The organism is Arthrobacter sp. R4-81 (genome assembly GCF_054792365.1).
Map to the genome: position 1 here is coordinate 1,037,470 of NZ_CP096445.1, position 24,599 is coordinate 1,062,068.

Annotated in this window: 22 protein-coding genes; 14 read left to right on the forward strand and 8 right to left on the reverse strand. The window is 63.0% G+C overall.

Translation table 11 applies throughout. The features are described from left to right. Positions 1-22: 22 nt before the first annotated feature. Positions 23-1,231, forward strand: a complete 1,209-nt coding sequence (locus M1E05_RS04875; RefSeq protein WP_458111895.1) for a glycerate kinase family protein — start codon at positions 23-25, stop codon at positions 1,229-1,231. A gap of 124 nt (positions 1,232-1,355) precedes the next feature. Continuing rightward, positions 1,356-2,327 (forward strand): SMP-30/gluconolactonase/LRE family protein, encoded by a 972-nt coding sequence (locus M1E05_RS04880; protein ID WP_458111894.1) that lies wholly within the window; start codon positions 1,356-1,358, stop codon positions 2,325-2,327. 111 nt (positions 2,328-2,438) lie between these two features. Here the strand turns inward: M1E05_RS04880 and M1E05_RS04885 are convergent, their stop codons facing one another. The 4 genes from M1E05_RS04885 to M1E05_RS04900 all read right to left on the reverse strand — a co-directional run bounded on the left by M1E05_RS04885 (position 2,439) and on the right by M1E05_RS04900 (position 8,083). Continuing rightward, positions 2,439-4,643, reverse strand: a complete 2,205-nt coding sequence (locus tag M1E05_RS04885; RefSeq protein WP_461164623.1) for an alpha-galactosidase — start codon at positions 4,641-4,643, stop codon at positions 2,439-2,441. Between the two features lie 103 nt (positions 4,644-4,746). After that, positions 4,747-6,087 carry an ABC transporter substrate-binding protein gene (locus M1E05_RS04890; protein WP_458111892.1) on the reverse strand — a complete coding sequence of 447 codons (1,341 nt, stop codon included), beginning with the start codon at positions 6,085-6,087 and terminating at the stop codon, positions 4,747-4,749. A 63-nt stretch (positions 6,088-6,150) separates the two neighbouring features. After that, positions 6,151-7,122 (reverse strand): carbohydrate ABC transporter permease, encoded by a 972-nt coding sequence (locus M1E05_RS04895; protein WP_461164624.1) that lies wholly within the window; start codon positions 7,120-7,122, stop codon positions 6,151-6,153. A gap of 10 nt (positions 7,123-7,132) precedes the next feature. Next, on the reverse strand, positions 7,133-8,083 hold the full coding sequence (locus tag M1E05_RS04900) for a carbohydrate ABC transporter permease (protein ID WP_458111890.1): 951 nt from the start codon (positions 8,081-8,083) through the stop codon (positions 7,133-7,135). A gap of 207 nt (positions 8,084-8,290) precedes the next feature. Here M1E05_RS04900 and M1E05_RS04905 point away from each other — a divergent pair, with 207 nt between their 5' ends. Together M1E05_RS04905 and M1E05_RS04910 are read left to right on the forward strand one after the other, a co-directional pair. Next, positions 8,291-9,493: a Gfo/Idh/MocA family protein gene (locus M1E05_RS04905; RefSeq protein WP_461164625.1), complete on the forward strand. Its 1,203-nt coding sequence runs from the start codon at positions 8,291-8,293 to the stop codon at positions 9,491-9,493. Between the two features lie 14 nt (positions 9,494-9,507). Then, entirely contained in the window at positions 9,508-10,539 is a 1,032-nt protein-coding gene (locus tag M1E05_RS04910) for a LacI family DNA-binding transcriptional regulator (protein WP_458111888.1), read from the forward strand. Between the two features lie 31 nt (positions 10,540-10,570). On the opposite strand, the gene M1E05_RS04915 is transcribed toward M1E05_RS04910, so the two are convergent. Continuing rightward, positions 10,571-11,374, reverse strand: coding sequence for a DeoR/GlpR family DNA-binding transcription regulator (locus M1E05_RS04915; protein ID WP_461164626.1), 804 nt, complete (start codon positions 11,372-11,374; stop codon positions 10,571-10,573). 199 nt (positions 11,375-11,573) lie between these two features. Further along, entirely contained in the window at positions 11,574-13,643 is a 2,070-nt protein-coding gene (acs, locus tag M1E05_RS04920; protein ID WP_461164627.1) for an acetate--CoA ligase, read from the reverse strand. Between the two features lie 402 nt (positions 13,644-14,045). Between acs and M1E05_RS04925 the strand changes: the two genes are divergently transcribed. From M1E05_RS04925 to M1E05_RS04935, 3 genes are read left to right on the forward strand one after another with little or no spacing between them, the layout of a single operon-like run. Further along, a complete protein-coding gene (locus M1E05_RS04925) occupies positions 14,046-15,413 on the forward strand; it encodes a hypothetical protein (protein WP_461164628.1) in 1,368 nt (455 codons plus the stop codon). Between the two features lie 8 nt (positions 15,414-15,421). Further along, positions 15,422-16,297, forward strand: a complete 876-nt coding sequence (gene nth, locus M1E05_RS04930) for an endonuclease III (RefSeq protein WP_458111884.1) — start codon at positions 15,422-15,424, stop codon at positions 16,295-16,297. Beyond that, positions 16,294-16,971, forward strand: a complete 678-nt coding sequence (locus tag M1E05_RS04935) for an NUDIX hydrolase (protein ID WP_461164629.1) — start codon at positions 16,294-16,296, stop codon at positions 16,969-16,971. The genes nth and M1E05_RS04935 overlap by 4 nt, the downstream gene beginning before the upstream one ends. 31 nt (positions 16,972-17,002) lie before the next feature. Here the strand turns inward: M1E05_RS04935 and M1E05_RS04940 are convergent, their stop codons facing one another. Next, on the reverse strand, positions 17,003-17,227 hold the full coding sequence (locus M1E05_RS04940) for a YegP family protein (RefSeq protein ID WP_461164630.1): 225 nt from the start codon (positions 17,225-17,227) through the stop codon (positions 17,003-17,005). Between the two features lie 110 nt (positions 17,228-17,337). Further along, on the reverse strand, positions 17,338-19,044 hold the full coding sequence (locus M1E05_RS04945; protein ID WP_458111881.1) for a bifunctional 3'-5' exonuclease/DNA polymerase: 1,707 nt from the start codon (positions 19,042-19,044) through the stop codon (positions 17,338-17,340). Positions 19,045-19,288: 244 nt separating this feature from the next. Here M1E05_RS04945 and ssd point away from each other — a divergent pair, with 244 nt between their 5' ends. The 7 genes from ssd (at position 19,289) to M1E05_RS04980 (ending at position 24,599) form a co-directional block, all read left to right on the forward strand. After that, on the forward strand, positions 19,289-20,539 hold the full coding sequence (ssd, locus tag M1E05_RS04950) for a septum site-determining protein Ssd (RefSeq protein WP_461164631.1): 1,251 nt from the start codon (positions 19,289-19,291) through the stop codon (positions 20,537-20,539). After that, positions 20,536-21,801: a TadA family conjugal transfer-associated ATPase gene (locus M1E05_RS04955; protein WP_461164632.1), complete on the forward strand. Its 1,266-nt coding sequence runs from the start codon at positions 20,536-20,538 to the stop codon at positions 21,799-21,801. Before ssd ends, M1E05_RS04955 begins: the two co-directional genes overlap by 4 nt. A gap of 218 nt (positions 21,802-22,019) precedes the next feature. Beyond that, entirely contained in the window at positions 22,020-22,694 is a 675-nt protein-coding gene (locus tag M1E05_RS04960) for a type II secretion system F family protein (RefSeq protein WP_461164633.1), read from the forward strand. After that, the gene (locus M1E05_RS04965; RefSeq protein WP_461164634.1) at positions 22,691-23,380 is read left to right on the forward strand and encodes a type II secretion system F family protein; all 690 of its coding nucleotides are present in this window, start codon (positions 22,691-22,693) and stop codon (positions 23,378-23,380) included. The genes M1E05_RS04960 and M1E05_RS04965 overlap by 4 nt, the downstream gene beginning before the upstream one ends. 145 nt (positions 23,381-23,525) lie before the next feature. Beyond that, positions 23,526-23,873 carry a DUF4244 domain-containing protein gene (locus M1E05_RS04970; RefSeq protein ID WP_461164635.1) on the forward strand — a complete coding sequence of 116 codons (348 nt, stop codon included), beginning with the start codon at positions 23,526-23,528 and terminating at the stop codon, positions 23,871-23,873. 14 nt (positions 23,874-23,887) lie between these two features. Further along, positions 23,888-24,256, forward strand: a complete 369-nt coding sequence (locus M1E05_RS04975; protein ID WP_461165188.1) for a TadE family type IV pilus minor pilin — start codon at positions 23,888-23,890, stop codon at positions 24,254-24,256. Next, complete coding sequence (locus M1E05_RS04980; protein ID WP_458111875.1) at positions 24,246-24,599, forward strand: Rv3654c family TadE-like protein; 354 nt, start codon at positions 24,246-24,248, stop codon at positions 24,597-24,599. The genes M1E05_RS04975 and M1E05_RS04980 overlap by 11 nt, the downstream gene beginning before the upstream one ends.

The following is a 24,599-nucleotide window of genomic DNA, read 5'->3' on the forward strand; positions in this document are numbered from 1 at the left end:
CCGCTGGCAAAAGGTGGCTCCAATGGTCATGTCCATTCCGCAACGAATCCTCGTGGCACCTTCCGGATTCAAGGAAAGCCTTGATGCGGTGGAAGTCGCAGCGGCCATAGCCGCGGGCATCCGCCAGGTGATCCCCGGCGTTCAGGTCAGGTCCGTTCCGCTGGCCGACGGCGGCGAAGGAACCGCTGTCGCGCTGGCAGCCGCCACCGGGGGAAGGATAGTTGCCCGTCAGGTCACCGGGCCCCTTGGCCAGGACGTTGCGTCGCATTTCGCCATGCTCGGTGGAGCGGCGGGCAGGACTGCCGTGGTGGAAATGGCGGCCGCGGCAGGTTTGAAGCTGGTCCCCACAGACTTCCGAAATCCAGGCCTGACGTCTACCCGCGGCGTAGGGGAACTCATTCTTGCCGCCTTGGACGAAGGAGCCGACCGCATCATTGTGGGCTGCGGGGACTCCGGAACGTCCGACGGCGGTGCAGGCGCCTTGCGCGCCCTCGGGGCACGGATTTATGGCCCGGACGGGGACGAGTTGGAGGAGGGAGGGGAGTCCTTGGCCGGCGTTGAGGGAATCGATCTCAGCACACTGGATTCCAGGTTGGAGGACTGCAGGATCGATCTCGCCCTTAATCCCTTCAACATCCTGTGCGGTCCCCAGGGCGTGGCGCGGGTTTTTGGACCGCAAAAAGGAGCCACGCCTGAACAGGTCGAGGTCCTCTCCTCTGGTTTCGATCGGTGGGCAACGGTACTTGCCGCGGCGTCCGGCAAGTCTGAACTGCACCTCAGGACAGGCGCGGGAACGGGGGCGTCCGGGGGACTGGGGGCTGGCCTGCACGCCATTGGAGCCAACCTGGTGCCTCGATTTGAGCTTCTGCTGGACTCCGGGTTGGCTGGAATTGACCTGGACGCCTGCATCGCTGACGCGGACCTGGTGGTCACCGCCGAAGGAGCCATCGACTTCCAGACTCCCCGGGGAAAAGTACCTGCCGAAGTGGCAAAACGAGCCCAGGCGGCGGGCGTCCCGGTGCTGGCCTTTGCCGGCTCAATCGGTAAGGATGCCCACGACGTGCACGCCGCAGGGATCGACGCAATTTCCGGAATTATCCCGATTCCCATGAACATGGACCGTGCAGTGGCCGAGGGTGCCATGCTCCTCAGGGAAGCTACTGAACGAACATTCCGCGTGCTCCTGCTCGGTTCGGCGATCTCCTCCCGCCTCGGCCGTTTGGCAGCCTGAGTGGCCCAACAGGGAACTATGGCTACTCGTGGCCGGGTTCCCTACACTGGAAAAACCATCGTGCGGAGTAACCCGTTCGTACCCAGAAAAGCCCCGCACCGAAGAGCCCGAAGCGGGGAGAATCATGCATACAAAAACCAGGAAATCCACGTCATTCCGCGGTGCCGCCGCAACGCTTGCCGCGCTGGCGGCCATTTTGCTCACCGCACCCGCAACGTTGGCAGCACCCCAGGCTTCGAACGGGGGGAGTTCTGTCATTGACCTTCCCGAAGCCTCCGGAGCCGAAGGAATCGCTGCCGGTAAGGGGACCACGTTCTTTGCCGGCGATCTGGTGACCGGTGATATCTACCGCGGAGACATCCGTACCGGGACGGCCGATGAGTTCATCACGGCTCCAGGAGGCCGTGCCGCCGTCGGTATGAAGGTAGATGTGAAGAACGACCTCCTCTTCGTCGCCGGAGGCGGAACCGGCCAGGCCTACGTCTATGACCTCCAAACCGGCGATACCGTTGCCACCTACCAGCTAGTACCGGCTGGCACAGGCTTCATCAATGACGTCACCCTCACCCACGATGGGGCTTGGTTCACTAATTCAGCAGAGGGATCACTGTACTTCGTTCCAGTCAGCAACCAAGGGGTCCCGGGAACCCTCGAAGTCCTCCCCTTGAGCGGCCCCGCCGCCAATGACACCTTCGGATTCAACCTCAACGGAATCACGTCCGTCCGCGGAGGCCAGACACTCATTGTGGCCCACTCCGGCCTGGGAACCCTGTTCACCGTTGACCCTGAAGCCGGCGGCAGTGCAGCGATCATGGTCACTGACGCTGCAGGAAACCCGGTTGTGCTGACCAACGTTGACGGCATCATCGCGCGGGGCAACACCATCTGGGCGGTTCAGAACTTCCTGAATCAGGTCAGCCGCGTCCAGCTGGACGCCACCTTGTCCTCCGGTGTTGTTGAGGAAGTCATCACCAGCCCGCATTTCGTGATCCCGACGACGGCGGCCCTGATTGGCGGAACGCTCGCCTTGCCGAACGCCAAATTTATGACGGGTGCCACCGAGTTTGAAGTGGTCCTCGTGGATGCCCGGAGCTGACGGATCCTGTTGAAACCAGACCCTGAGGCTGTCTGACAAGCAATAAGCCGTGCCGGTCCCTTCAGACCGGCACGGCTTATTTGCAACAACGTGAGCGTTACAAGGCACTTGCTACAGCGTGGTGAACTTCAGCACCAAGGCATGCTCAGGGTTGAGGATGGGCATCGGCAGTCCGACCTCCGCGAGGAACCGTCCGGTGGCTTCGGCTCCTGAACTAAGCCATGAAGGCGGCTGCGTCTGGGTGAAGGTGTGGCCATAATCAGCGTCGCCAGGAGCCGGGAAGATGGCTTCCACCCGGTAGGACTGGCCGGAAACGAGGCCAGGAACGGCAAGTCTTCCGGGTTGCTCGGCGAAACCTGTCCCTGTGCTCACCACCGCAAACAATCCACCGGTTTCCCCCGGCTCCGGCAAAGAAGCGGGTACAACTCCGTGGAGCATCAGGGAATCACCGGGCACGTCCGCCCTGATCATCGTGCCGGAGTGGATCAGGCCGCGGTACTCCTTGTACAACGCGATGAAGCGCTGGAGTTCTTCACGCTCCGGACCCTGGACTTCACGGACGTCCCATTCCATGCCGAAATGACCGAACAGGGCAGTGATCGCACGGAAGGACAGGTCATGGGTCCGGGCTGTGGTGTGGGATTTGGTGGGACCAACATGGCCGCCGACCAGTTCCGGCGGCACCACCAGCCCGGTCCAGCGCTGGATCGTCTGCCGTTCCAGGGCATCGTTGCAATCCGATGCCCAGATCCGGTCGGTGCGCTCAAGGATGCCAAGGTCCACCCTTGCACCCCCTGAAGAGCAGCTCTCGATTTCGACGCCGGGATGCGCCTTGCGAAGCTCATCGAACAGCCGGTAGGCAGCCAGCGTCTGCTCGTGGACAGAGGCGCGGCCTGCATGGCCGTGCTCCATCAGGTCACGGTTCTGGTCCCACTTGAGGTAGCTGATCTTGTATTCCCGGAGAAGGGAGTCGATCCGGTCGAAAATGAACTGCCAGGCGTCAGGATTGACGAGGTCAATGATGTGCTGGGACCGCCAGGGCAACGCGAGCCTGCCGCCGTCTTTATACGAGGAGCTTGCCGGGCCCACAATCCAGTCCGGGTGCGCCCTGGCCGTGTCCGAGTCAAGGTTGACCATTTCCGGCTCCACCCAGAGCCCGAACTCCATGCCCCGGGAATTCACGGCATCGATGAGCGGATGAAGTCCGTCCGGCCACAGCGCGTCGTCAACATACCAGTCGCCCAGCCCTGCCTGGTCGTTGCGACGGCCAAGGAACCAGCCGTCGTCGAGCACAAAGCGTTCAACTCCGAGGTCAGCTGCGGAATCGGCGAGCTCGATCAGGGTGTCGAGGCGGTGGTCGAAGTACACGGCCTCCCAGACGTTGAGGACGACGGGCCGGGCTTTTCCGCCACCGCCCCCCGGGAGAACGTGGTGGGGGCGGGCTCGGAACCAGTCGTAGAAGGCCTCGCTGATGCCATCCAGGCCTCGGTCAGAATATGCCGCGAACAGTGCGGGGGTGGTGTAACCGGTTCCAGGCTCGAGGATCACTTCGGCTGAACCGAGGAGTTCCGAACCGCCGATCATGGTGCGGCCGTCAGCGATGGTGTCAGCGAACTGTTCGTGGTTGCCGCTCCAGGCCAGGTGGGTTGCCCAGACCTTGCCGTGGCGGTTGCCGAAGCCCGCGCTGCCCGCAGCGAACAGCAATGAGGAATCGTGGCCTGTTCGGCCGTGGCGTCCGGTCCGGACCCACGTCCCCTGCTGGATGGACCGGCGCTGGGGGTGGCGTTCGCGGCACCAGCGGCCCGTCAGGTCCAGGAGTTCGACGGCGTCAGGTCCCACGGGGAGGACAGTGGCCAGTTCATCGAGCTGGAACGGCGATGATCCGGTATTGGTGACGGTGTGGCGCAGCTCCAGCAGACCGCCGTCGTGAAGGGCGAGGGATGACTCCACCATAATTCCGGCTTCTTCGTCAGCCTGGACGACGACGGCGGAAGCACCTTTCCCGGGAACGTCACCCTTGGCGACCACCGAGGCTTTCACCGCCCGCAGCCGGACCGAGAAGTCGAGGCCGGAGACGCCGTCGGAAATCCGGTGGCCGCGGAGGGCGGGGCGTCCGCGCCAGCTGGAGGACGCCTGGGGAAGCAGGCCTGCGGGGACGGTCGCGTCCACGGCCGAAGGGGGAATGGGCTCGCCGAGGATCGAGAGGTCCGGCAGGGTGGGGCCAAGATCGGCCCCCCAATGAATGACCTCAGCCTCCCCGTTGTCGAAGCTAATCACCAGGCTGGTGCCGGCGGAACGGAGGTGCAGGGGATCCATTGATAAGTCTCTTTCTTTACAAAACGTGATCATTGCAGGGCCCGCCCTGCGTGCTCGAAACACCAAGCGCGCAAAGCGGGCCCCGGAACTGCTAGCTGATTTTTTACTTGAAGAGCGCGTTGACCTGGTCGTTGGCCTGGCTCAACGAGCTTGCCGGCTTCTTGCCCGACAGGACGGCGTCCATGGCCGGCTTCATGATCCCTGTCACCTTGGCGGAGTTGTCAGCGATCGGGAACAGGAACGTGGTCTCGTCTTTCACGTGGGTGGTGAAGGCACTGACGTCGATGCCCTTATCCGCAAATGCCTTCGCTGCTTTCTCGGAGGAAGTGCTGATAGCGGGGAACACGACTGCCTTGGAGGCAACAACGTCTTGGCAAGCTGTGGAAGCGAGGTACTCCACCCATTTGACCGAGGCGGCAGGGTTCTTGGTGCCGGCCCAGATGGAATCGGCCAGGCCGTTGAACATGCTGGCGCGCTTGCCGTCCGGTCCCTTGGGGGTTGGGGCTATGCCGGTCTCGACACCCTTGTAGCTGGTGTACTGTCCGATCATCCATGAACCGTTGGTGTTGATGGCAGCCTTGCCTGCACCGAAGTTGTCAGCCACGCTGGCTCCCACTGTGGTTTCAAGCTTGGGCATGTAGCCCTTGTCCGCAAGGCCGGACCACCAGGTGATGGTTTCCTGGAACTTGGGATCGTCATAGTTGAATTCCTTGCCCCACGGGTTCTTGTCCGTGTGCGTCCAGCCCATGGTGGCGCTCAGGAAGCTCCACTGCGTCTGGCCATCTCCGCCACCGGAGTTTTCCAGGCCCAGGCCGTAGACAGCGACGTTGTTCTTGTCGAAGCCTGCCTCGTCGCCGCGCTTGCCGTTCTTGTCCACTGTCAGGTGGGCGATTGCCTTTTCGTAGCTGCCGCCGTCCTGGGGGTTCCAGTCCAGGCCCTTGAGCTGCTCTTCGGTGTACCCGGCGTCGGCGATCAGCTTCTTGTTGTAGAACAAGGCAATGGTGTCCCAGTCCTTCGGGAGCCCGTAGCGTTTGCCATCTTCGGTGACCCAGAGATCCGTGAGGCCCTTGTTGTAGATCTCAAGGTCCAGCTTGTCGTTCTTGACGGCATCGTCCAAAGCCAGAAGTTGCTTCTTGGTGGCGAATTCCGGGTACTTTGCCAAGTGGTTTGTGAAGACGTCAGGGGCCGTTCCTGCCACAAAACCGTTGGTCAGAGTGGTCCAGTAATCGTCCCAGCCGCGCTGCGTGACCTTTACCTTGATGTCGGGGTTGGCCTTGGTGAAATCGTCAGCACACTGCTGGTAGGCCGGAAGCTGGTTTGCGTCCCACAGCCAGTAATTGATCTCGCCCTTGGCCTCGGTGGATGCCGGTGCGGAGCCTCCGCAGGCGGACAGGGATAGCGCGATGGCTGCGGCGGCAGCGACGACGCCGATGGATTTCTTCATGATGGACCTTTCGTTATTGACTGTGAAGCAGTGTGCGGTTGGGGGTGAGAGGGAACGGTGGGACTATTTGACGCCGGAGAAGCCGATGGAGTTGACCACCTTCTTGCCGAAGGCGATGAAGAGCAGGAGGACCGGAAGGGCGGCAATAAGGGTGGCCGCCATGAGGCCGCTCCAGTCCGGGGCGCCCTGGGGCGACTGGGACTTGAAGACCCCAAGGCCCACAGTGAGGACCCGGACGTTCTCGTCCTGGCCCACCAGCAGCGGCCAGAAGTACTCATTCCAGGTACCGATGAAAGTCAGCAAAGCCAGCGTGGCCAGGGGTGCCGCCGCGTTGGGCAGCACAATCTGGAAGAAGATGCGGAACTTTTTGGCGCCGTCCAGCATGGCTGCCTCTTCAACTTCCCGGGACATGCTCATGAAGAACTGGCGCAGGAAGAAGATTGCGAAGGGCGTCATGAACAGGAAGGGCAGGATAATGCCGGCGTAGGTGTTCAGGAGGCCCAGGTTCTTGATCATCAGGAAGTTGGGCAGTGCGGTGAAGATCGGCGGGACCATCATGGTCGCCAGGAACAGGGCGAACACCTTTTCGCGGCCGGGCCAACGCAGCCTGGAGAAAGCATAAGCCGCCATGGCGCTGAAGAAGACCTGTCCGGCAGTCACCAGGGTGGAAACGATGATGGAGTTTCGGAGGTACCACCAGAAGTTGATGGCCGCGCCGGAGCCGCCTTCAGCTATGGCTTCCTCAGGGGATTGGAGGCCCATAACCCGCTTGAAGGCGCCCCAGCTGAAGTCGGCCGGTAGGAGATTGCCTGCGTTGCCAGCGAGGGAGTGGTTGCTGGAGAGTGCCGTGCGAAGCATCCACAGGAACGGCGCAATAGTGACGATCAACGCGATGACAACAAGGGCCCATGCTCCTGCACGGCCCCAATTGAAGGGCTTCCGGGGCTTGGTGATGGCGGGCCGGGTCGGGGCAGCGGCTTCATGGCGGGCAGAGGGCTTGCCGGCACCTTGACGGGAAGGAGATGTAGTAGTCATTGCGGGGTCCTTAGTCCAGATCCGATTCATTGCCCTTGAGGAACTTCATTTGGATGAAGGCCACCAGGGCGAGGATGACGAAGAGAATGACGGACAGTGCAGAGGCGTACCCGAAGTCAGACTCGGTGAAGGCCTTCTGGTAGATGTACATCTGGATCACTCGTGAGGCGTTGATGGGTCCGCCACCGGTGGTGACTGCCACTGTGTCGAAAACCTGGAACGATCCGATCACGGTGACCACCAGGACGAGCACCAGGACGGGGCGCAGGAGCGGGATGGTAATGCCCCAGAAGGTCCTGGTGGGTGAAGCGCCATCCAGAGAGGCCACTTCGTAGACGTGCTGTGGAATGGCCTGGAGTCCGGCAAAGATCAGCAGGGCGGTGTAGCCCATGTGGCGCCACACGTTGACGGCCGCGATGGTCGGGATGGCCCATTGCTCGCTACCGAAGAAAGCGATGCGGGGAAGCCCGGTCCAGCTGATGATCTCGTTCACGATACCCAGCTGGTAGTCGAGCATCCAGAACCACAGGAGCGCAACGATCACGTTAGCCACGAGGAACGGCAACAAGAGGGCGCCACGGATGAAAGTTGACTTCGCAACACGGTGCATGAGGAGGGCCAGGCCCAGGGCGATGACTGTCTGGAATCCGATGTTGATTGCCACGTACTGGACGGTCACCGCCATCGAGTTCCAGAAGAGCTCGTCGGTAAAAATTGAGGTGTAGTTCTCGAGGCCGATCCAGGTGGGGTCACCGAGGATGCTGTACTCGGTGAAGCTGAGGTAGATCCCGCGGATGGTGGGGATCAGGAAGAAGACGATGAAGCCAATCATCGCCGGGAATATGAACACCAGTGCCATTTTGAGGTCACCGATGCGCTGCCCTTTTCGGACCGGGGCAGGAGTCCCGGCCTTCTTCGTTCCGCCCGCAGGCGGGTCAGGAAGTTTAGTGATGGTGGTCATCTTCGACCTTCCGTAGGTGTGACATGGATAACAGCTGGGAGTGAATCTACACGAGTAGAAAGGTGGTGGCAAGAGAAATTTCTTTTATTTCCAAGAAGAAGTTGTTGTTGGCCGCATGTCTGTTGACTCGTGTAGATGCCGATGTAACACTGGGAATCACTTGCTGCCCGCCCGGGCAGCGGGATTGAAACCATTCATGGAGGAACGATGGCGTTTTCGCTGGGGGTCGTAGGGGCCGGTCAGTTCGGGGGGCAGTTTGCCCACCTTTTCAGGCTTCACCCCGGCGTGAGCAGCGTCGTTGTTGTGGACGAACTTCCGGATAGGGCCGCTTTCGCGTGTAAGCAATGGGGCCTCGACGGCGTCCTGGACAGTTTCGAGGAGCTCCTTGCATCCGACGTCGACGCCGTTGCGATCTTTACCCAGCGCTGGACTCACGGACCCTTGGTGGAGCGGGCACTGCGCGCCGGCAAAGACGTCTATTCGGCTGTTCCGATGGCTGTCTCGGAAGAGGAGATCTCACGGATCATCGACGCCGTCCGGGAGACCGGGAACGTCTACATGATGGGTGAAACGAGTTACTACAACCCCGCTACCGTCTATGCACGGGAGCAGCATGCTGCCGGGCGATTTGGCCGCGTCTTCTACTCCGAGGGGGACTACGTTCACGACATGGACCTCGGCTTTTACGATGCCTACCGGTACAGCGGCGGCGAGAGCTGGAAAGAGACTGCGAGCTATCCGCCCATGCTCTACCCGACGCATGCCATCGGAGGAGTCCTGGGGGCCGTTCCTTCCCACGCTGTCAGCGTGAGCTGCGTCGGAGTAAGTGATGACCGCGGTGACGGCGTTTTCGACAAGGGCGTCAGCATGTTCGGCAACGACTTCTCCAATGCCACGGCCCTTTTTGAACTGAACGACGGAGGAGTGATGCGGACCAACGAGATGCGACGGGTGGGCTACCCCTCGCATATCCGTGAATCGCGCTTCAGGTTCTTCGGCACCGAGGCAAGCCTGGAGCAGCTGGCTCACGTCACTGTGTGGCAGGACAAGAAGGACGTTCACGACATCTCCGCCCTGATGGAGACGCGGCCCAGTATTCCGCTGGATGACCCTTCGCTTGCCAATGTTGCCCCGGAACTGCGCGACGCCTTCGTCTCGGGCCTGGCCCCCGTGCATGATCCCGCCCGGCTTCCGGACGAATTCCGCGGTGCCCCCAACGGCCATGAGGGAAGCCATCATTTCCTGGTGGACGACTTCGTTACAGCCGTCAACAACCGCAGCATGCCGCCGGTGAACGCCTGGGTGGCGGCCCGGTTCACCCTGCCGGGAATCGTGGCCCACGAGTCAGCCCTCAACGGGGGTGAGCGCCTTCCCATCCGGGACTTTGGCGATGCCCCGTCGACTCTCTAGCTAGGATCTAAGTCATGACGACTCCCACAGTGCAGGCTCCTCGCGGCCCGGTAACCCGGAAGGATGTTGCCCGGTACGCAGGCGTAAGCACCGCCGTCGTCAGCTATGTCGTGAATGGTGGTCCGAAGAAAGTTGCCCCGGCGACGGAAGCCAAAGTGCAGGATGCCATCCGGGTACTCGGGTACCGCCCCAACGCTGCCGCGCGTGCACTGAAGCTGGGTTCGAGTGAAACCATCGGCCTGGTGATCCCGGACAACAGCAACCCGTTCTTCTCCTTGCTCTCCCACGCCGTGGAGGATGCTGCCGCGGAGTGCGGATATGCTCTGGTTCTGACAAATTCTGACGGAAGTGTCGCCAAGGAGCGCCGTCATATCCGAAACCTGGCTGCCCGCCAGGTGGACGGTGTTGTGCTGGCCAGCGTGCTTTTTGAGCCGGACCTTGTGGAACTGGACGACGCCGATATCCCGGCGGTACTGCTGAACCATGGGGACGCGGCCCCGGGCTTCAGCAGCGTCGGCGTCGACCTGGCTGAGGGGGCGCGGATCGCTGTTGAGCATCTGATCGGCCATGGCCACACCAATATCGGCCTGGCCATGGGTACCAACACCGCCAATGACGTGGACGGCCGTGAAAAAGGGTGGCTGCGGGCGCTCTCGGATGCCGGGCTGCCGGAGGGGCCGATCGTCCGCGGACCCTTTTCGCGGGCGGGCGGCTATGCTGCCGGTCAGCGGCTGCTGGCGTCTGCGAACAGGCCGACGGCGATTTTTGCCAGCTCAGACATGCAGGCCATCGGAATTCTCCGTGCGATCCACGAGGCAGGGGTCTCCGTGCCCGGGGACATCGCGGTGGCTTCTTTCGACGGCTCGGTTGAAGCGGAGTACAGCTGGCCGGCCCTCACCACCGTGGAGCAGCCGGTCAAGGCCATGGCCGAGGCCGCAGTCAGTGCCTTGATCGGGGCCGATCGAGGTAAGCCGGCCGGGCACCAGCTGTTCCCCACGAAGCTGCTGGTACGGCAATCCTGCGGGTGCTCCAGGACAACCACCTAGAGCTTGCGTTCTTGCTCTTAGGCTTGGGCTTTCAGGCCCGGACAGGAGCCAGTTCCACAATTCGCAGTCTGCTGACCTGCTCCTGAAGGCTGCGTTGGGCATCAACGCCCAGCCCTGAATCGCTGATCACCTCATCGGCCTCGTCAAGCTTGGCGATGGTGCTGATTCCCAGGGTGCCCCACTTGGTATGGTCCGCCAGAACCACCACCTTCCGGGCCGATTCCATAAATGCCCTGTTGGTTTCAGCTTCCTGCAGGTTTGGCGTGGTGAACCCGGCCTCTGCGTCCATTCCATGGACTCCGAGGAACAGGATGTCCAGGTGCAGCTGCCGGAGTGCAGCCGTGGCAATTGGCCCCACAAGCGCGTCCGACGGCGTGCGCTCACCGCCGATGAGGATCACTGTGGAGCGGGCACGGTTGGACCCGGCCGGTACATCAGTGTGGAAAAGATCGGCGATGCGCACCGAGTTGGTGACAACTGTGATTCGTGGGCCGGTGGCGAGTTCGCGTGCCAGCGCCCACGTTGTGGTTCCGGCGCTTAGCCCGACGGCCATTCCTTCCTGGACCAGGGAGGCCGCCTCCAAAGCAATGGCGCGCTTCTCAGCCGTCAGCTGGGTGGACTTCAGTTCGAAGCCCGGCTCGTGGGTACTGGCATCGCCCGGAAGTTTCGCGCCGCCATGGATCCGCTCCACCCGCCCTGCTTCTTCTAGGAGATCGATGTCCCTGCGAACGGTCATCAGGGAGACGCCCAGTTGCTGGGCGAGCTCGGAGACCCGCACTATCCGATCGCGCTGGACTGCATCCACGATGGCTTGGTGACGTGCTGCGGCGAGCATCTCAGCGGAATCCTTAAGGCAGGGGAAAGGGCTGGTCCCAGTCTAGGCATGCATCACGCTGACGCGAGCGGGTCATCCTCCGCGTGCTGCTCGTTCCTCGCTTTGACGCACGCTTCTTGATAACCCCCTCGCGTCCGCTCACCGTGAGGTGGGACCAGCTCTTTACCTCGAGGGGCCGCTGAATGGCCCCCGCCTTTCCTTATTTTTTGAGGGACGCCGCGATTTGCTGCATGACGGTGTTGTCGGCCAGCGTGGTGGCGTCTCCGACGTCCCGGCCTTCGGCGACGTCTTTGAGTAGGCGGCGCATGATTTTTCCGGAGCGGGTTTTGGGCAGTTCCGGCACGATAAGGATGGTTTTGGGTTTGGCGATGGGGCCGATTTCCTGGCCGACGTGGTTGCGGAGTTCCAGAACAATGGCGTCCCCAGTGTCAACGGCGTCCCCACGCAGGATGACGAACGCGACGATCGCCTGCCCGGTGGTGGGGTCGGTGGCGCCCACGACTGCAGCCTCGGCAACAGCGGGGTGGGAGACGAGGGCTGATTCAATTTCGGTGGTCGAGAGGCGGTGCCCGGAGATGTTCATGACGTCATCAACCCGGCCGAGGAGCCAGATGTCGCCGTCGTCGTCCTTTTTGGCGCCGTCGCCGGCGAAGTACATGTTTTCGAACCGCGACCAGTACGTTTCCTTGAACCGCTGGGGGTCGCCCCAGATCCCGCGGAGCATCGCTGGCCAGGGTTCGCGGATGACGAGGTATCCGCCCGAGCCGTTGGGTACTGATTCGCCTTGCTCGTCTACAACGTCCACGGCGATGCCGGGCAGCGGTGTTTGGGCGGAGCCGGGTTTGGTTGCGGTGACCCCGGGCAGTGGTGCGATCATTTGCGCGCCGGTTTCGGTCTGCCACCAGGTATCAACGATCGGCGCCCTGTTTCCGCCGATCACGTCGCGGTACCACATCCACGCCTCGGGGTTGATGGGTTCCCCGACTGATCCAAGGACACGGATGGAGGAGAGATCGTACTTGGCGGGGATGTCCTTGCCCCATTTCATGAAGGTCCTGATGGCGGTGGGGGCGGTGTAGAGGATGGAAACTTTGTATTTTTCGATGATTTCCCACCAGCGGCCCTGGTGCGGGGAATCCGGGGTGCCTTCGTACATCACCTGGGTGGCCCCGTTGATCAGCGGTGCGTAGGCGACGTAGGAGTGCCCGGTGACCCAGCCGACGTCGGCCGTGCACCAGTACACATCTGTTTCGGGGTGCAGGTCGAAAACAGCCTTGTGCGTGTAGGCGGTCTGGGTGAGGTAGCCGCCGGTGGTGTGCAGGATGCCCTTGGGCTTACCGGTTGTCCCGGAGGTGTAAAGGATGAACAACGGGTGTTCGGAGTCGTGCCCCACCGCGGTGTGCTTGGTTGAGGCGGCGCCGACGGTATCTTCCCACCAGTGGTCACGCCCCTCGTGCCAGTCCACGCCCTGGCCATTGCGCTTGACCACTATGACGTTCCGGACGCTGTGCCCATCGCGGGACAACGCGTCGTCGACGGCGGGTTTGAGGGCGCTGGGCTTCCCGCGCCGGTACGTGCCGTCGGCAGTGACGACGAGTTTGGCTTCCGCATCCTCAATACGTGAACGCAGGGCATCGGCCGAGAAGCCACCGAACACCACCGAGTGCACGGCGCCGATCCGGGCGCAGGCCAGTAGGGTGATAACGGCCTCGGGGATCATGGGCAGGTACACGGCTACCCGGTCGCCCTTGGCCACGCCCAGTGATTCGAACGCGTTTGCGGCTTTCTTGACCTCGTCCGTGAGCTGGGCGTAGGTGTAGGTGCGGGTATCGCCGGGTTCGCCCTCGAAGTGGATGGCCACCCGGTCCCCGAGTCCGTTCTCGACGTGCCGGTCCAGGGCGTTGTACGCGGCATTGACCTTCCCGCCCAGGAACCATTTTGCGAACGGCGGTGTGGACCAGTCCAGCGCCTGGGTGAAGTCCTGATCCCAGGTCAGCAACTCCCGGGCCTGCCTGGCCCAAAAGGCGGGCCGGTCGGCGTCGGCCTCTGCGTAATCCGCCTCCGTCACCACAGCATTGGCAGCGAACTCCTCCGACGGCGGGAAGCGGCGGTCCTCATGCAGCAGGTTCTCAAAAGCGTCTCCCTGCCGGGCAGGCTGGTCAGACGAAGCCTGGATGGCTGCGGCGTCGGCCTCTGTTCTTCCGGACCCTGCGGGGGCGGCGATAGCAGCAGAGCCGGGCGTTTCCTGGGACATGGTGAACCTCATCATTCATCGATCTTTGCTGAGCGGAACTCCTGCACGGCCGTCCGTCCGGTGGTTGACCAAGGACAGCGGCCCGTCATGGAAATTCCGCAAAGAGCTGTTCCGAAATACACACTAACCCTTGCTCACGACAGTAAGTGGCGCGGCTCACAAAGTCCGCCACGAGCGGCATTTATTAAGCGCTGAACGGTGCTGTCCCGGGTCAAAACGCCCCTGCGTTCCCGGCCAGTCAGCTAGTGATCGGCGGGGCACTTGGCTAGGCTGAGATGGAATCGTGACATCCGAGGGAGCCATCCGAGGGAGCACTGGCCCGCTAGCGGTCCAGCTTGTGTCTGCCTTAGGCAGCACTATCCAGGCGGCACTATCAGACGGCCCTGTCCAGAGTGCCGTCATGCGAAGGAGAACAAAATGAATGAGCAACGTGGCCAGCAGGACGCCGCCCCAGAGAACCGGGTCCCGCAGTCGGCCGAGGATTCCCGGACCGGCACGTCCCAAACCAATATCTCCCAGCCCAGCGACTCCCAAACGAATTACTCGCCAACGAATACTTCCCAGCCACTGGCTTCTGATCCTCACAGCACGACTGCGGACCAGGCCACCGGCAGCCCTGCCACTCCTGGTACAAAAACGCCGGCCGCAACGAAGCCTGGTGCAAAAAACGAGGCAGTTCTGGGCCATTTCACCATCCGGGACCTTACGGTTTTGGCTTCGACGTTGATCCTCTTCGTGGCATCGCTCATTCCCATGTTCGCCGGGCGTTACAACCTCTGGAATATGGGCAGCCTCTTCTTCCTTGGTCTCGGGGTTATTCTCCCGTTGATTGTCACCGCACTCTTTGTGGCCCGCCGTCTCACGCCCGGCTCCAAGGTCCGGATCGGTTCGCTGTCCGTGGACCAGTTCGCCTCCGTCACAGCTTCCTTCGCCCTCGCCTTCTTCTTTCTGGCCGTCGCGGACGACTTCGCGCCCAGCCTTCTGGTGGGGCTGATCGGCTCCGTGGGACTTTTCGCCGCAACAGTGTTGGCACGGTTTATCCCCTATTTCGCGGGTGACTTCCTGGACCGGAGGGAAGAGCCGGCCCATGTGGTGGCGAGGGAATCGGCCGCTCCAGTACGGAAGCCCCACGTGGCCAAAGCACCTAAAGCCGGCAGGGAACCAAACCAGGCCAAAGAAGCGCTGGCCAAAATCCTGCCCGGCAGGGGAGCGCGCACGACGACGGACAGCGCATCAGTGCGGCCGTCAGCTGGCCGCGCTACAACGGCCGGCGCAACCGCTATCGGCGGAGCAGCAGCAGGCGGACCGGGTGCCGGGGCCGCAGGTGCAGGTGGACAAGGTGCGGCGGCCGTCTCCCACCCGACTGCAGCGGAACAGACCCAGGCCGCCGCCGTCGTTCCTTCCTCCGCAGCCGAGGAGACCCGGACTTCGGCGCTGCCCACTACGCGCTCCACCGCTGGTGCAACCGCCGTTCCCGAACCCGCAGCGGCCACGCCCGCGACGACGGTGAATCCCCAGGTAAGGTCCCAGGAGCCCATCGGCGCCACCGTGGATCCGTCCCACCGGCCTGAACAGGATGAAGACCAGCCCGTGCAGGAGGCTTTCTGGTTCGCTGTGGCTCAGCCCCGCACTGCCTTTGACGAAGCAACCGGGGCGCCTGCCTTCATCATTGAGCCTGGCGGTTGGGTGCTTGCACTGGAGGACCGCGGCAACGAGTTCCTCGTTCAGCACACGGACGGCCGGCTGGGGGTCTTGCGGGATCTCAGCAACATTGAACGCGGCTAGCGGTACCCATGGACCTGGATCCCGGCCAGCAGCCAGAAGCTGAGTTCACTGCGGAGGAAAAGCAGGGGGCCAGGCCGCGCCGTGGCGCAACGTCGGTGAGGCCGGTCGAATCCCTGTTGGCACAAAAGCGGCGTGCACGCAGGATTAACCGGGAGTTGGCGAAGGTCTATCCCTACGCCCATGCAGAGCTGGACTTTCGCAACCCGTTTGAGCTGTTGGTGGCAACGGTCCTCTCCGCCCAGACCACCGATGTCACCGTCAACCAGGTCACCCCTGTCCTGTTCGCCCGGTACCCTGATGCCCGCAGCATGGCCGAGGCTCCGATGGAGGAGCTCGAAACCCTCATCAAGCCCACGGGGTTCTTCCGCGCCAAGACACGGAGCCTCCTTGCGTTGTCCACGCGGCTGGTTGATGAGTACGACGGCGTTGTGCCCGGCCGCCTTGAAGACCTGGTCACGCTCCCTGGAGTGGGGCGGAAGACGGCCAATGTGGTGCTTGGCAATGCGTTCGGTATTCCCGGGATCACGGTTGATACCCATTTCGGGCGTCTTGCCCGCCGCTTCGGCTGGACCACGTCCGATGACCCGGTGAAGGTCGAATCGGATGTCGCTGAGCTTTTCGAGCCAAGGGACTGGACCATGCTGTCCCACCGTGTGGTGTTCCATGGCCGGCGTGTTTGCCATGCTAAGAGACCGGCGTGCGGTGCGTGCGCAGTGGCTAACTGGTGCCCCAGCTATGGCATGGGCGAGACGGATGCGCAGAAGGCCGCCAAGCTGCTGAAGTACGAACTTGCTCCCGGTAACGAGGAGCTGCTGGCCCGTCTGCAGGCAGAAACCCACCGTGCGGCCGAGATCCGGATGGAATCCCAGAAGAGGCCGCAGTGACAGCCAGGCAGGATCTTCTTGACCTGGCCGCGGCCATCCAATCCGGGGCCGGACCTGCCCCGGACCCGCGGTGGCGCGAGCTTTCGGTGGACCCGGCGGTGGTGCGCAAAGCCGCGGTCCTGATGCTTTTCGGCGTCCTGGACAATGTTCCCGCGGCCTCGGACAAGAAGCTGGTGGCGGCTCATCTTGATGTCCTGCTGTTGCAACGCGCCAACACGCTGGTGGACCACCCGGGTCAGGTCGCGTTTCCGGGAGGCGGCATTGATCCCGGTGAGACCCCGGTGGAGGCCGCCCTCCGTGAAGCCGAGGAAGAGACAGGCCTGGACAGTGCCGGAGTGGAAGTCCTGGGTGTCATGCCGGAACTTGCACTTCCGCGCGGGAACTTCCTGGTAACACCGGTCCTGGCCTGGTGGGCATCGCCATCCCCGGTGCGGGTAGTGGACTACGCGGAATCGTCTCGGGTCTTCCGGATCCCGGTCAGGGATTTGCTGGATCCCCAAAACCGGCGAATGGCCGCGGTGACCAGGCGAGGCGAAACTTTCCAAAGCCCGGCGTTCACTGTCAATGGTGTGGTTGTCTGGGGCTTTACCGGACTTATCCTGAACCAGCTGTTTGACCAGCTGGGGTGGTCAGTACCTTGGGACAGGTCCCGGCTGATCCCGATAGAACCCTGAAATGGGCCTTCGCATCAGCCGGAAACCTTTCCTATCCGGACACCTTCGGAACGGAGCAATCAACAATCAGCCCCGTTGCTGCGTTCTCCCTGACGGCCATAATCCCCGCAGCAACTCCTTTGAGTGTTTTGAAGGCCGGCGATACTGCAACCACTGATCCGTCCTCTGTTGTGAGCCGGAAATGGAATGACTCGTGTCCTTCTTTAACTATTTCAAATGTTCCAGCCATGGCTGTTGTTTCCCCCTTGTAACGCATAGTGCTGATCGGCTTAGCCCTTGCGGCAAACCGACCTCAGTCGACAGTACCCTTGCCGTAACGGGCTGTTCAACGCTACTGAGGGGTAAATGACTAAAAGTGTCTCGCGACTACTTGGCTTTGTCATAGGAGTCAGTCACGGCAATGCTGACGGGGAATTCGACCGGGATCCTTCCGAACAGCAATTCCTTGGCTGCGCTTGCCGCCTCTTCAATGGCAGCGATACTTGCCTCCACCGCATTATCAGGGCTGTGGACCATCACCTCGTCGTGGAGAAAGAACACGAGTTCCCCGGCAGGTGAGCCGTCGGAGCGCAATGCGCGCAGCCGCCGTCGTAATTCCGCCAGCCAGCATGCAGCCCAGTCCGCCGCAGAGCCCTGGACCACAAAGTTTCGAGTGAAACGTCCGCGGGACCTGGCTATCGAGTCCGCCCTGCGCTGTTCCTCGGCGGTCGCGGTCTGCTGGCTTTGGACCCACCTTTCTGAGGGTGGCGGACTGCTCCGGCCCAACCGCGAAGTCACCGTTTTTCCTGCCTCGCCATCGCGGGCTGCGCGTTCTACGAGGCCCACGGCCCGGGGATACGTCTTGGTGAGCTGTGGCATGAGCCGCCCTGATTCACCCGATGTCGCACCGTACATGGCCCCAAGCATGGCAATTTTCGCCTTTGCCCGGTCGCCGCCAAAACCCTGTGCTGCAACGCCGGCGTAGAGGTCCTTATCCTTCGCGGCCTCGGCCATCACCGTGTCCTGGGAAAGGGCCACCAATACCCGGGGCTCCAGCTGTGAGGCGTCCGCCACGATGAGCTTATGGCCGGGATCAGCATGCACAGCTCCGCGGATCTGGTGCGGAATCTGCAGGGCACCGCCGCCACGCGATGCCCAGCGACCGGACACCACTCCGCCCACCACATACTCAGGCCGGAAGCGGCCCCCGTCCACCCAGGCGTCCAACCATGCCCAACCATTAGCCGTGTGGAGGCGGGAGAGTTTTTTGTACTCGAGTAGCGGGCCGATCGCCGGATGATCGGACTGCTTCAGCTCCCATTGCCTGGTGGTCTTGACCTCAATCCCGTTGCGGTGCAGCGAACGCATGAGGTCCTGAGGCGAATCCGGGTTCAGGGCCGGTGAGTTGAGCAGGCTTCTGAGCTCGGCGGTGAGCGCTTCGAGTTTCGCCGGACGCTGGCCATTCGCAGGACGCTGTCCAAGATAGTCCACCAGGATTTTCTCGTGGAGTTCTACCCGCCAAGGCACGCCGGTATGTCGCATCTCTGCCGCAATCATGGACCCGGCGGACTCGGCGGCGAGGAGCAATTGGAGGCGCTGTCTCCTGTTCCCCTCGGTACTCGCGCCGTTAAGGGCGTTTTGCTGCGCTGCGAACTCCGTGCGGAGGTGCTCAATTGAGGGTTGCGCGGCGGTGGCGGGGCCGAGATGTTCGAACAGGGCCCCTTGTTCCTTGGGAGGCGGAGGCGGACGGAGTCCGGCGGGCGGCCCCTGGAGGTCGTCGTCCTGGATAAGCTTTTCGGCGGTACGGGCATAGTCAGTATGGGCGGTGAACTCCGAGTGGGCCAGGATCGCCCCGCAGAGAGTGAGGTCGTAGCACCGCTCCAGCTCAATGCCGGAACGCAGCAAACGCGGGTACCAGTCCTGCGTCCGGTTCCAGATCCAGCGGGGCCGGCGCTTCTCAAATTCACGTACGACGTCGGGGAGCTCGCCGAGGGTTATCACCTGCGGTTCCGGATGGGCTGGGGCCGGTTCGCCTGCCGGAGTGAGTTGCTGAAGGGCTGCGCCGTCGGCGTGGGCGGCAAGCAGCAGATACATGCTTCAATTCTGCCTTGCCGTGACCGACGTCCCTGACAGAACCGGTTCTATTGAGGACGTTGCGTGTCCTGATGCACATGCTGTGGTTGGGGCCCTCTGTTCTTTTGCAGGGCCGGAGCTTTTGTTCCGGGCTTTGGGCTGGAGCTTTCTGCTGGCCTCCGGGCGTTCCGCCTCTGACTGCGACTTGTCCACATAGCCTCGACTTTGTCTTACATGCAGCCTCCGGCCCCGGCAAGGTGGCCGTATGAGCAGGCACCACCTCAAGCACCCTCCCCACACCGATCCACCTTCGGGCGCGGCATCACCAGCGGCACAGGCAGATTTAACCGGCCCCGACGCCTTGGCCGCCCCGCCAGCGCTAACCGGCGCGGCGTCGAGGCGAACGGAAAGGGGAGCCCTGTTTCGTGAAGGAACGGGGAGGCCACGCCCCACACTGGCTCCCTGGCTGCCTGACGAGGGATCGGAGACGCTGCTCGTTACCGGGTTCGATGTGCTCAGATCCGAGGTGGAGCGCATAGTGGCGGCGACAGGCGGGCAATTGCGGGTAGTCGCAGACGCCACCGAGGCTGCACCCTTCTGGGATTCGGCCGGTGCAGTGTTGGTAGGAAGCGATGTGCGGGAGCTTCCTCCAAGGCGCCGCGGGCCTGCGGTCCTGGTAGGCCTCAGCGGGGAAGGCGACAGCCTGTGGCATCTCGCGGCCGCCCTCGGAGCAGAGCGTGTGGCTGTGCTGCCGGACGCGGCAACATGGCTCGCTGAGTACCTGAGCGGGGCTGGTTCACCGGAAGCAGGAGGGTTGGTGGTCGGGCTGACCGGGGGTTGCGGCGGGGCAGGTGCCACCACCGCAGCCATCTGGATAGCGCAGGCCGCAGCAGGGCTCGGAGCCAGGGTGCTCCTGGTGGACGGGGATGCCTGGGGAGGCGGCCTTGAATTGGCACTCGCAGCCGAGGAAGCGGCGGGATTGCGCTGGCCGGACCTTGCGGATGCGCGCGGGAGCATAAATCCCGAACAACTGAGCGATGCCTTGCCTGTGGCTGGAGGTTTTTCGTTTCTTTCCTGGCCCGGCAGCCGGGACCGCTCCGCAGTGGTGGAGCCCGGCACGGTCGTAGGAGTCCTCGACGCCGCCAGACGAGGCTATGAACTTGTGGTCGTGGACATCGGACGGGGTGCAGAACCCCTTCGGAACTTCGCCTGGGATTGCGATCGGCTTCTGCTCGTAGTGCCTGCCCAGCTCAAAGCCGCCGTCGCCACAGCAAGAATCCTGCAGGAGCTTCCGCCAGTGGGAACGTCGTTGGTAGTGCGGGGAAAGGCGGGGGCAGCACTGGACGCCGGCCTCATAGCGGATTCAGTGGGGCTGCCCCTGCAAGCCGTCTTGCCCGAGGTGAGGGGGACTGCGGGGGCTACTGAGCAGGGCAGGTTGCTGGAAGTCGGGCAGCGGAGGAATGTCCGCCGGTTTGTGGCATCGGTCCTGGAGCTCTTCGACGAGGAGGGGGAATGACCGCCCGCCGAAACCTGCTTGGTCTCCCTTCTGCCCCCATCATTTCGGATGGTGGCCTCACCCGTCGCAGGCAAAGCCGATCAGTCGATGCCAGGCTGCTTGAATCCGTCCGTGAATCTGTCATGGCCGATTCCGGACCTGTCACCCCTTTGCGGGTGGCATCGGCAGTCCAGGCCTCGGGGCGGCTCCTCGGTACAGCGGGTTCCTTGGCCGCCGTGGAAAGCATCAGCGCTGAGCTCAACGGACTCGGGCCGCTGCAGGCGTTGGTCCGGGATCGGGCAGTGACTGACATCTTCGTAAATGCACCGGACTCCGTCTGGCTGGACCGGGGCAAGGGCCTCGAGCGGGCTCCCGTCACCTTTTCCAACGAGGTCCAGGTACGTGCCCTTGCCTCGCGGCTTGTAGCTGCCGGAGGGCGCCGGCTGGATGACGGTTCTCCCTGCGTCGACGTCAGACTCGACGGCGGTTATCGCGTCCATGCCGTACTTCCTCCAATCTCTACTGCCGGAACGCTGTTATCGGTGCGGATCCGGCGCGATCAGGTGTTTTCGCTCGACGAACTCAGGCAAGGCGGAATGTTCGGGCCTCTTGGTCAGCAGGTGCTGGAACGGATGGTGACGCACCGGTTGAGTTTTCTGATCAGCGGGGCCACAGGATCCGGGAAAACCACGCTCCTTTCAACACTGTTGGGCTTGTGCCATCCAAGCGAAAGGCTGGTCCTGATCGAGGATGCTTCGGAGCTCAATCCCGTGCATCCCCACGTGGTCTGCCTGGAATCAAGGCACGGGAACCTGGAAGGCGGAGGCGCCGTCGATCTGGGCGAACTGGTGCGGCAGGCATTGAGGATGCGGCCGGACCGGCTGGTGGTAGGAGAGTGCCGCGGGGCGGAGGTACGTGAGCTGCTGACAGCAATGAATACGGGCCATACCGGAGGAGGCGGCACCATTCACGCCAACGCGGCGGCAGCCGTTCCTGCGCGGCTTACGGCGCTGGGCGCGCTCGCGGGACTAAGCCAGAATGCGGTGCGTCTGCAGGCATCCAGCGCCTTGGACGTCGTGGTCCACGTTGAACGATCAGTCCATGGCCGGCAGTTGGCATGCATCGGCCTTTTTGAGGATGGGAGGGAAGGGCTCACTGTTTCGGCAGCACTGGAGATCCGTGGCGGTGAGCTGTGCCAAGGGCCGGCGTGGTCCAGACTGGCTAGACGCCTGGGACTCGAAGGGCCCGGGTTTGCAGTTGGGTACGGTAGGGAATCGGCGTGAGTTTCGCGATGGCTGTTGCCCTTGGAGCCGCACTCTGGCTCATCATTCTTCCTGGGCGAACCTCCGCACACCGCCTCCGAGTCACACTCCCTGCTGCTGGCGGACGGTATGGGAAGGGCCGTGCCGTTTCAGGGTCTCCCGGATCATCCGCAGCTGGACTGGCTCCGGGCCGAAGTGCCCGCTTTCGGAAACGGAACCGCAGCCAAGAGTCCAGTCACATGACGGTGGTAATTCAACAGCTCGCCGCCCTGTTGAAGGGCGGCCGAACTCCCTCCCGGTTATGGGACGAGCTCGCTACTCTTTACCCGGCAGGATCATCCGAACTCACCACAGGCCGGGATCCTCGTGCGGGCCGGGCTCCTCGTGCTGGCCAGGTCCCTCATGTTGGCAGGGCTGCTCGTGAAGGCGCCGGCCAGACTACGGCAGAAGTCTCGGGCTCTGCTTTTCAACTCGTACTGGCCGCAGCCAGAGCGGCTTCGCTCCGGGGGTCACCTGTCTCGGACGCTATTCGATCAGCTACAACAAGCGCCTATCCCGGCAGTTCGCGGAACCGCCGGATTTGGGGTGAACTCGCCGCTTGCTCCGACATCGCGGAAGCCAGCGGATGTCCATTGGCTGATATCCTCACCCGGTTCGCTGCCCAGCTGGAAGCCGAGGACGACGCCGACGCGGCCCGGCAAACGGCGCTGGCAGGGCCAAAGGCCACCGTGAAGCTGCTGACCTGGCTGCCCTTCCTGGGACTGGCTCTTGGCACGGCCCTGGGAGTAGATCCGCTGAAGATCCTTTTGGGGACACCGTACGGAATCGCCGCCCTCGTTGCCGGCATCTTGCTGACTGTGGCAGGACGAGCTTGGTCGGCCCGCCTCGTCCAGCACGCGGCAGGGATGCCATGACGGTTGTCTTGCTCCCTGCCATTGCAATTGCAGCGCTGGCTACCATGGCTGCTTTATTCGCGTTGGCTGGCCCGGAGAGGGTGCGGAGACGGTTGGCCCGGCTACTTGCACTTAGTAAAGAGCGCTCCGCCCTTGAGAACGGCAATCGATACACACCAGCTGGAAATGGCCGGGATCTGACGGGAACTGGGGCTGACTTAAGGGGAAAGCGGGAGCCACCGGCAGGGGGTGCCGTTACCTCCGCGGAGGACGGCCTGGCAGACACCGCCATGATGCTTGACCTAATTGGCGCGATGCTGGACGCTGGCGCCGGAGTGGGGCGCTCACTTCAACTTGTGGCGGACTGCTCATCAGCTAAGCACGCGCTGTCCCTTCGCCCGGTTGTTTCAGCGCTTGCGATTGGTGCGGATTGGGATACGGCATGGCGCAGTTCAGCCGTTCAGACCCGAGGAATGGTCGAACTTCGTGATGCGTTGGGTTTTGCGGCGCTCACCGGTGCCCCTTCATCGGCGATCCTCTATGCCCAGGCCGCCCGGATGCGGAGGGAGCGGTTCCGGGCCGCCGAAAAACGGGCGGCTGCACTGGGTGTGAGGCTTGTTATCCCCCTGGGGCTGTGCTCATTGCCTGCCTTCATCTGCCTTGGTGTTGTTCCCGTTCTTCTGGCGATGATGCCGTCAGCGGGCTAGAGGCGTACTCCAGTTTCCCTCCACAGCCAAGGAATTCCACGGTTATCCACTTAGCGGTCATGGTCACTTATCTGCCGGAGAACAAGTCGGAAGAGTCGAAGCAGCCGGTGCTACAGCCGGCGCCCCACCTATGGAAGGACACATCATGTCGACCACAGCACATCCCCTCGAAAAGCGTGAGCCTGCCCAGGCGGAACAGTCTGAAGCCAAGGTCAGTGAAATATACCCGGGGGCAAGCGCCGCTCCTCAGGTCCGGAACAACGTCGCTGGCCTTCGAAACCGGCATGGTCGCATCCGCCGCCTGGGCTTTCGGCGGTACAACCTTCGCCGGCAAACCTCATGGGGTTCGGAAGCGGGCATGGCCACAGCGGAATATGCCATCGCTACATTGGCTGCCGTGGGTTTCGCCGGTTTGTTGGTCTTTATTCTCCGCAGTGAGGAGGTCAGAGGCTTTCTGCTCAACCTCATCCGTACGGCGCTGGCCTTGCCATGATGCCCGGCTTGGAAGTGCTCCCAGTCCCTGGCGCGGGGAAGTGCCGGGGTGCTGTAACGGCTGAATTTGCCGTCGCCTTGCCCGCCGTGTTGTTGCTGTTGGCCATGCTGCTGGCCGGTTCCGCCGCTGGCCTGACCCAGCTCAGGCTGGAGGAGGCAGCAAGGGCAGGGGCCAGGGCGCTTGCAAGAGGTGAGGATCCCGAAGCCATTGAGGGCATTGTCAGGCAAGTTGCAGGCAGCTCCGCTTCGGCTGCCATCAGCGCAGACGGGGAATGGCTGAGCGTCATCGTGTCAGGCAGGAGCGGCGGGTCAGCGGGTTCGCTGGTCCCGTGGACTTTGTCTGCGAAGGCAACGGCCAAGGGAGAGTCCGGCAGTGCACCGTGATTCCCACCCCGAGCGTGGTTCCGGGACCGTCCTGGCTGCGGCCCTGGGCCTTGTAGTAATGACGGCGATGGTACTTCTGCTCGTGCTCGCGCAGTCAGCAGTCATGGCATCCAGGGCCGCATCGGCCGCAGACCTTGCAGCTCTGGCCGCAGCCGATGCGGCACGGGGTCTGACGGAAGGGGAACCCTGTGCCGTCGCAGCCGCGGTCGCAGCCCGGCACAACGCAAGAGTGACGGCCTGTGCAGAAGGAACAGGCCAGACAGTTGAGGTCCGCACCGAGCTGGAGGCCCGGACTGTTGTTGGGTCAGCCACGGGACATGCCCGAGCCGGCCCGCCGCCCTGA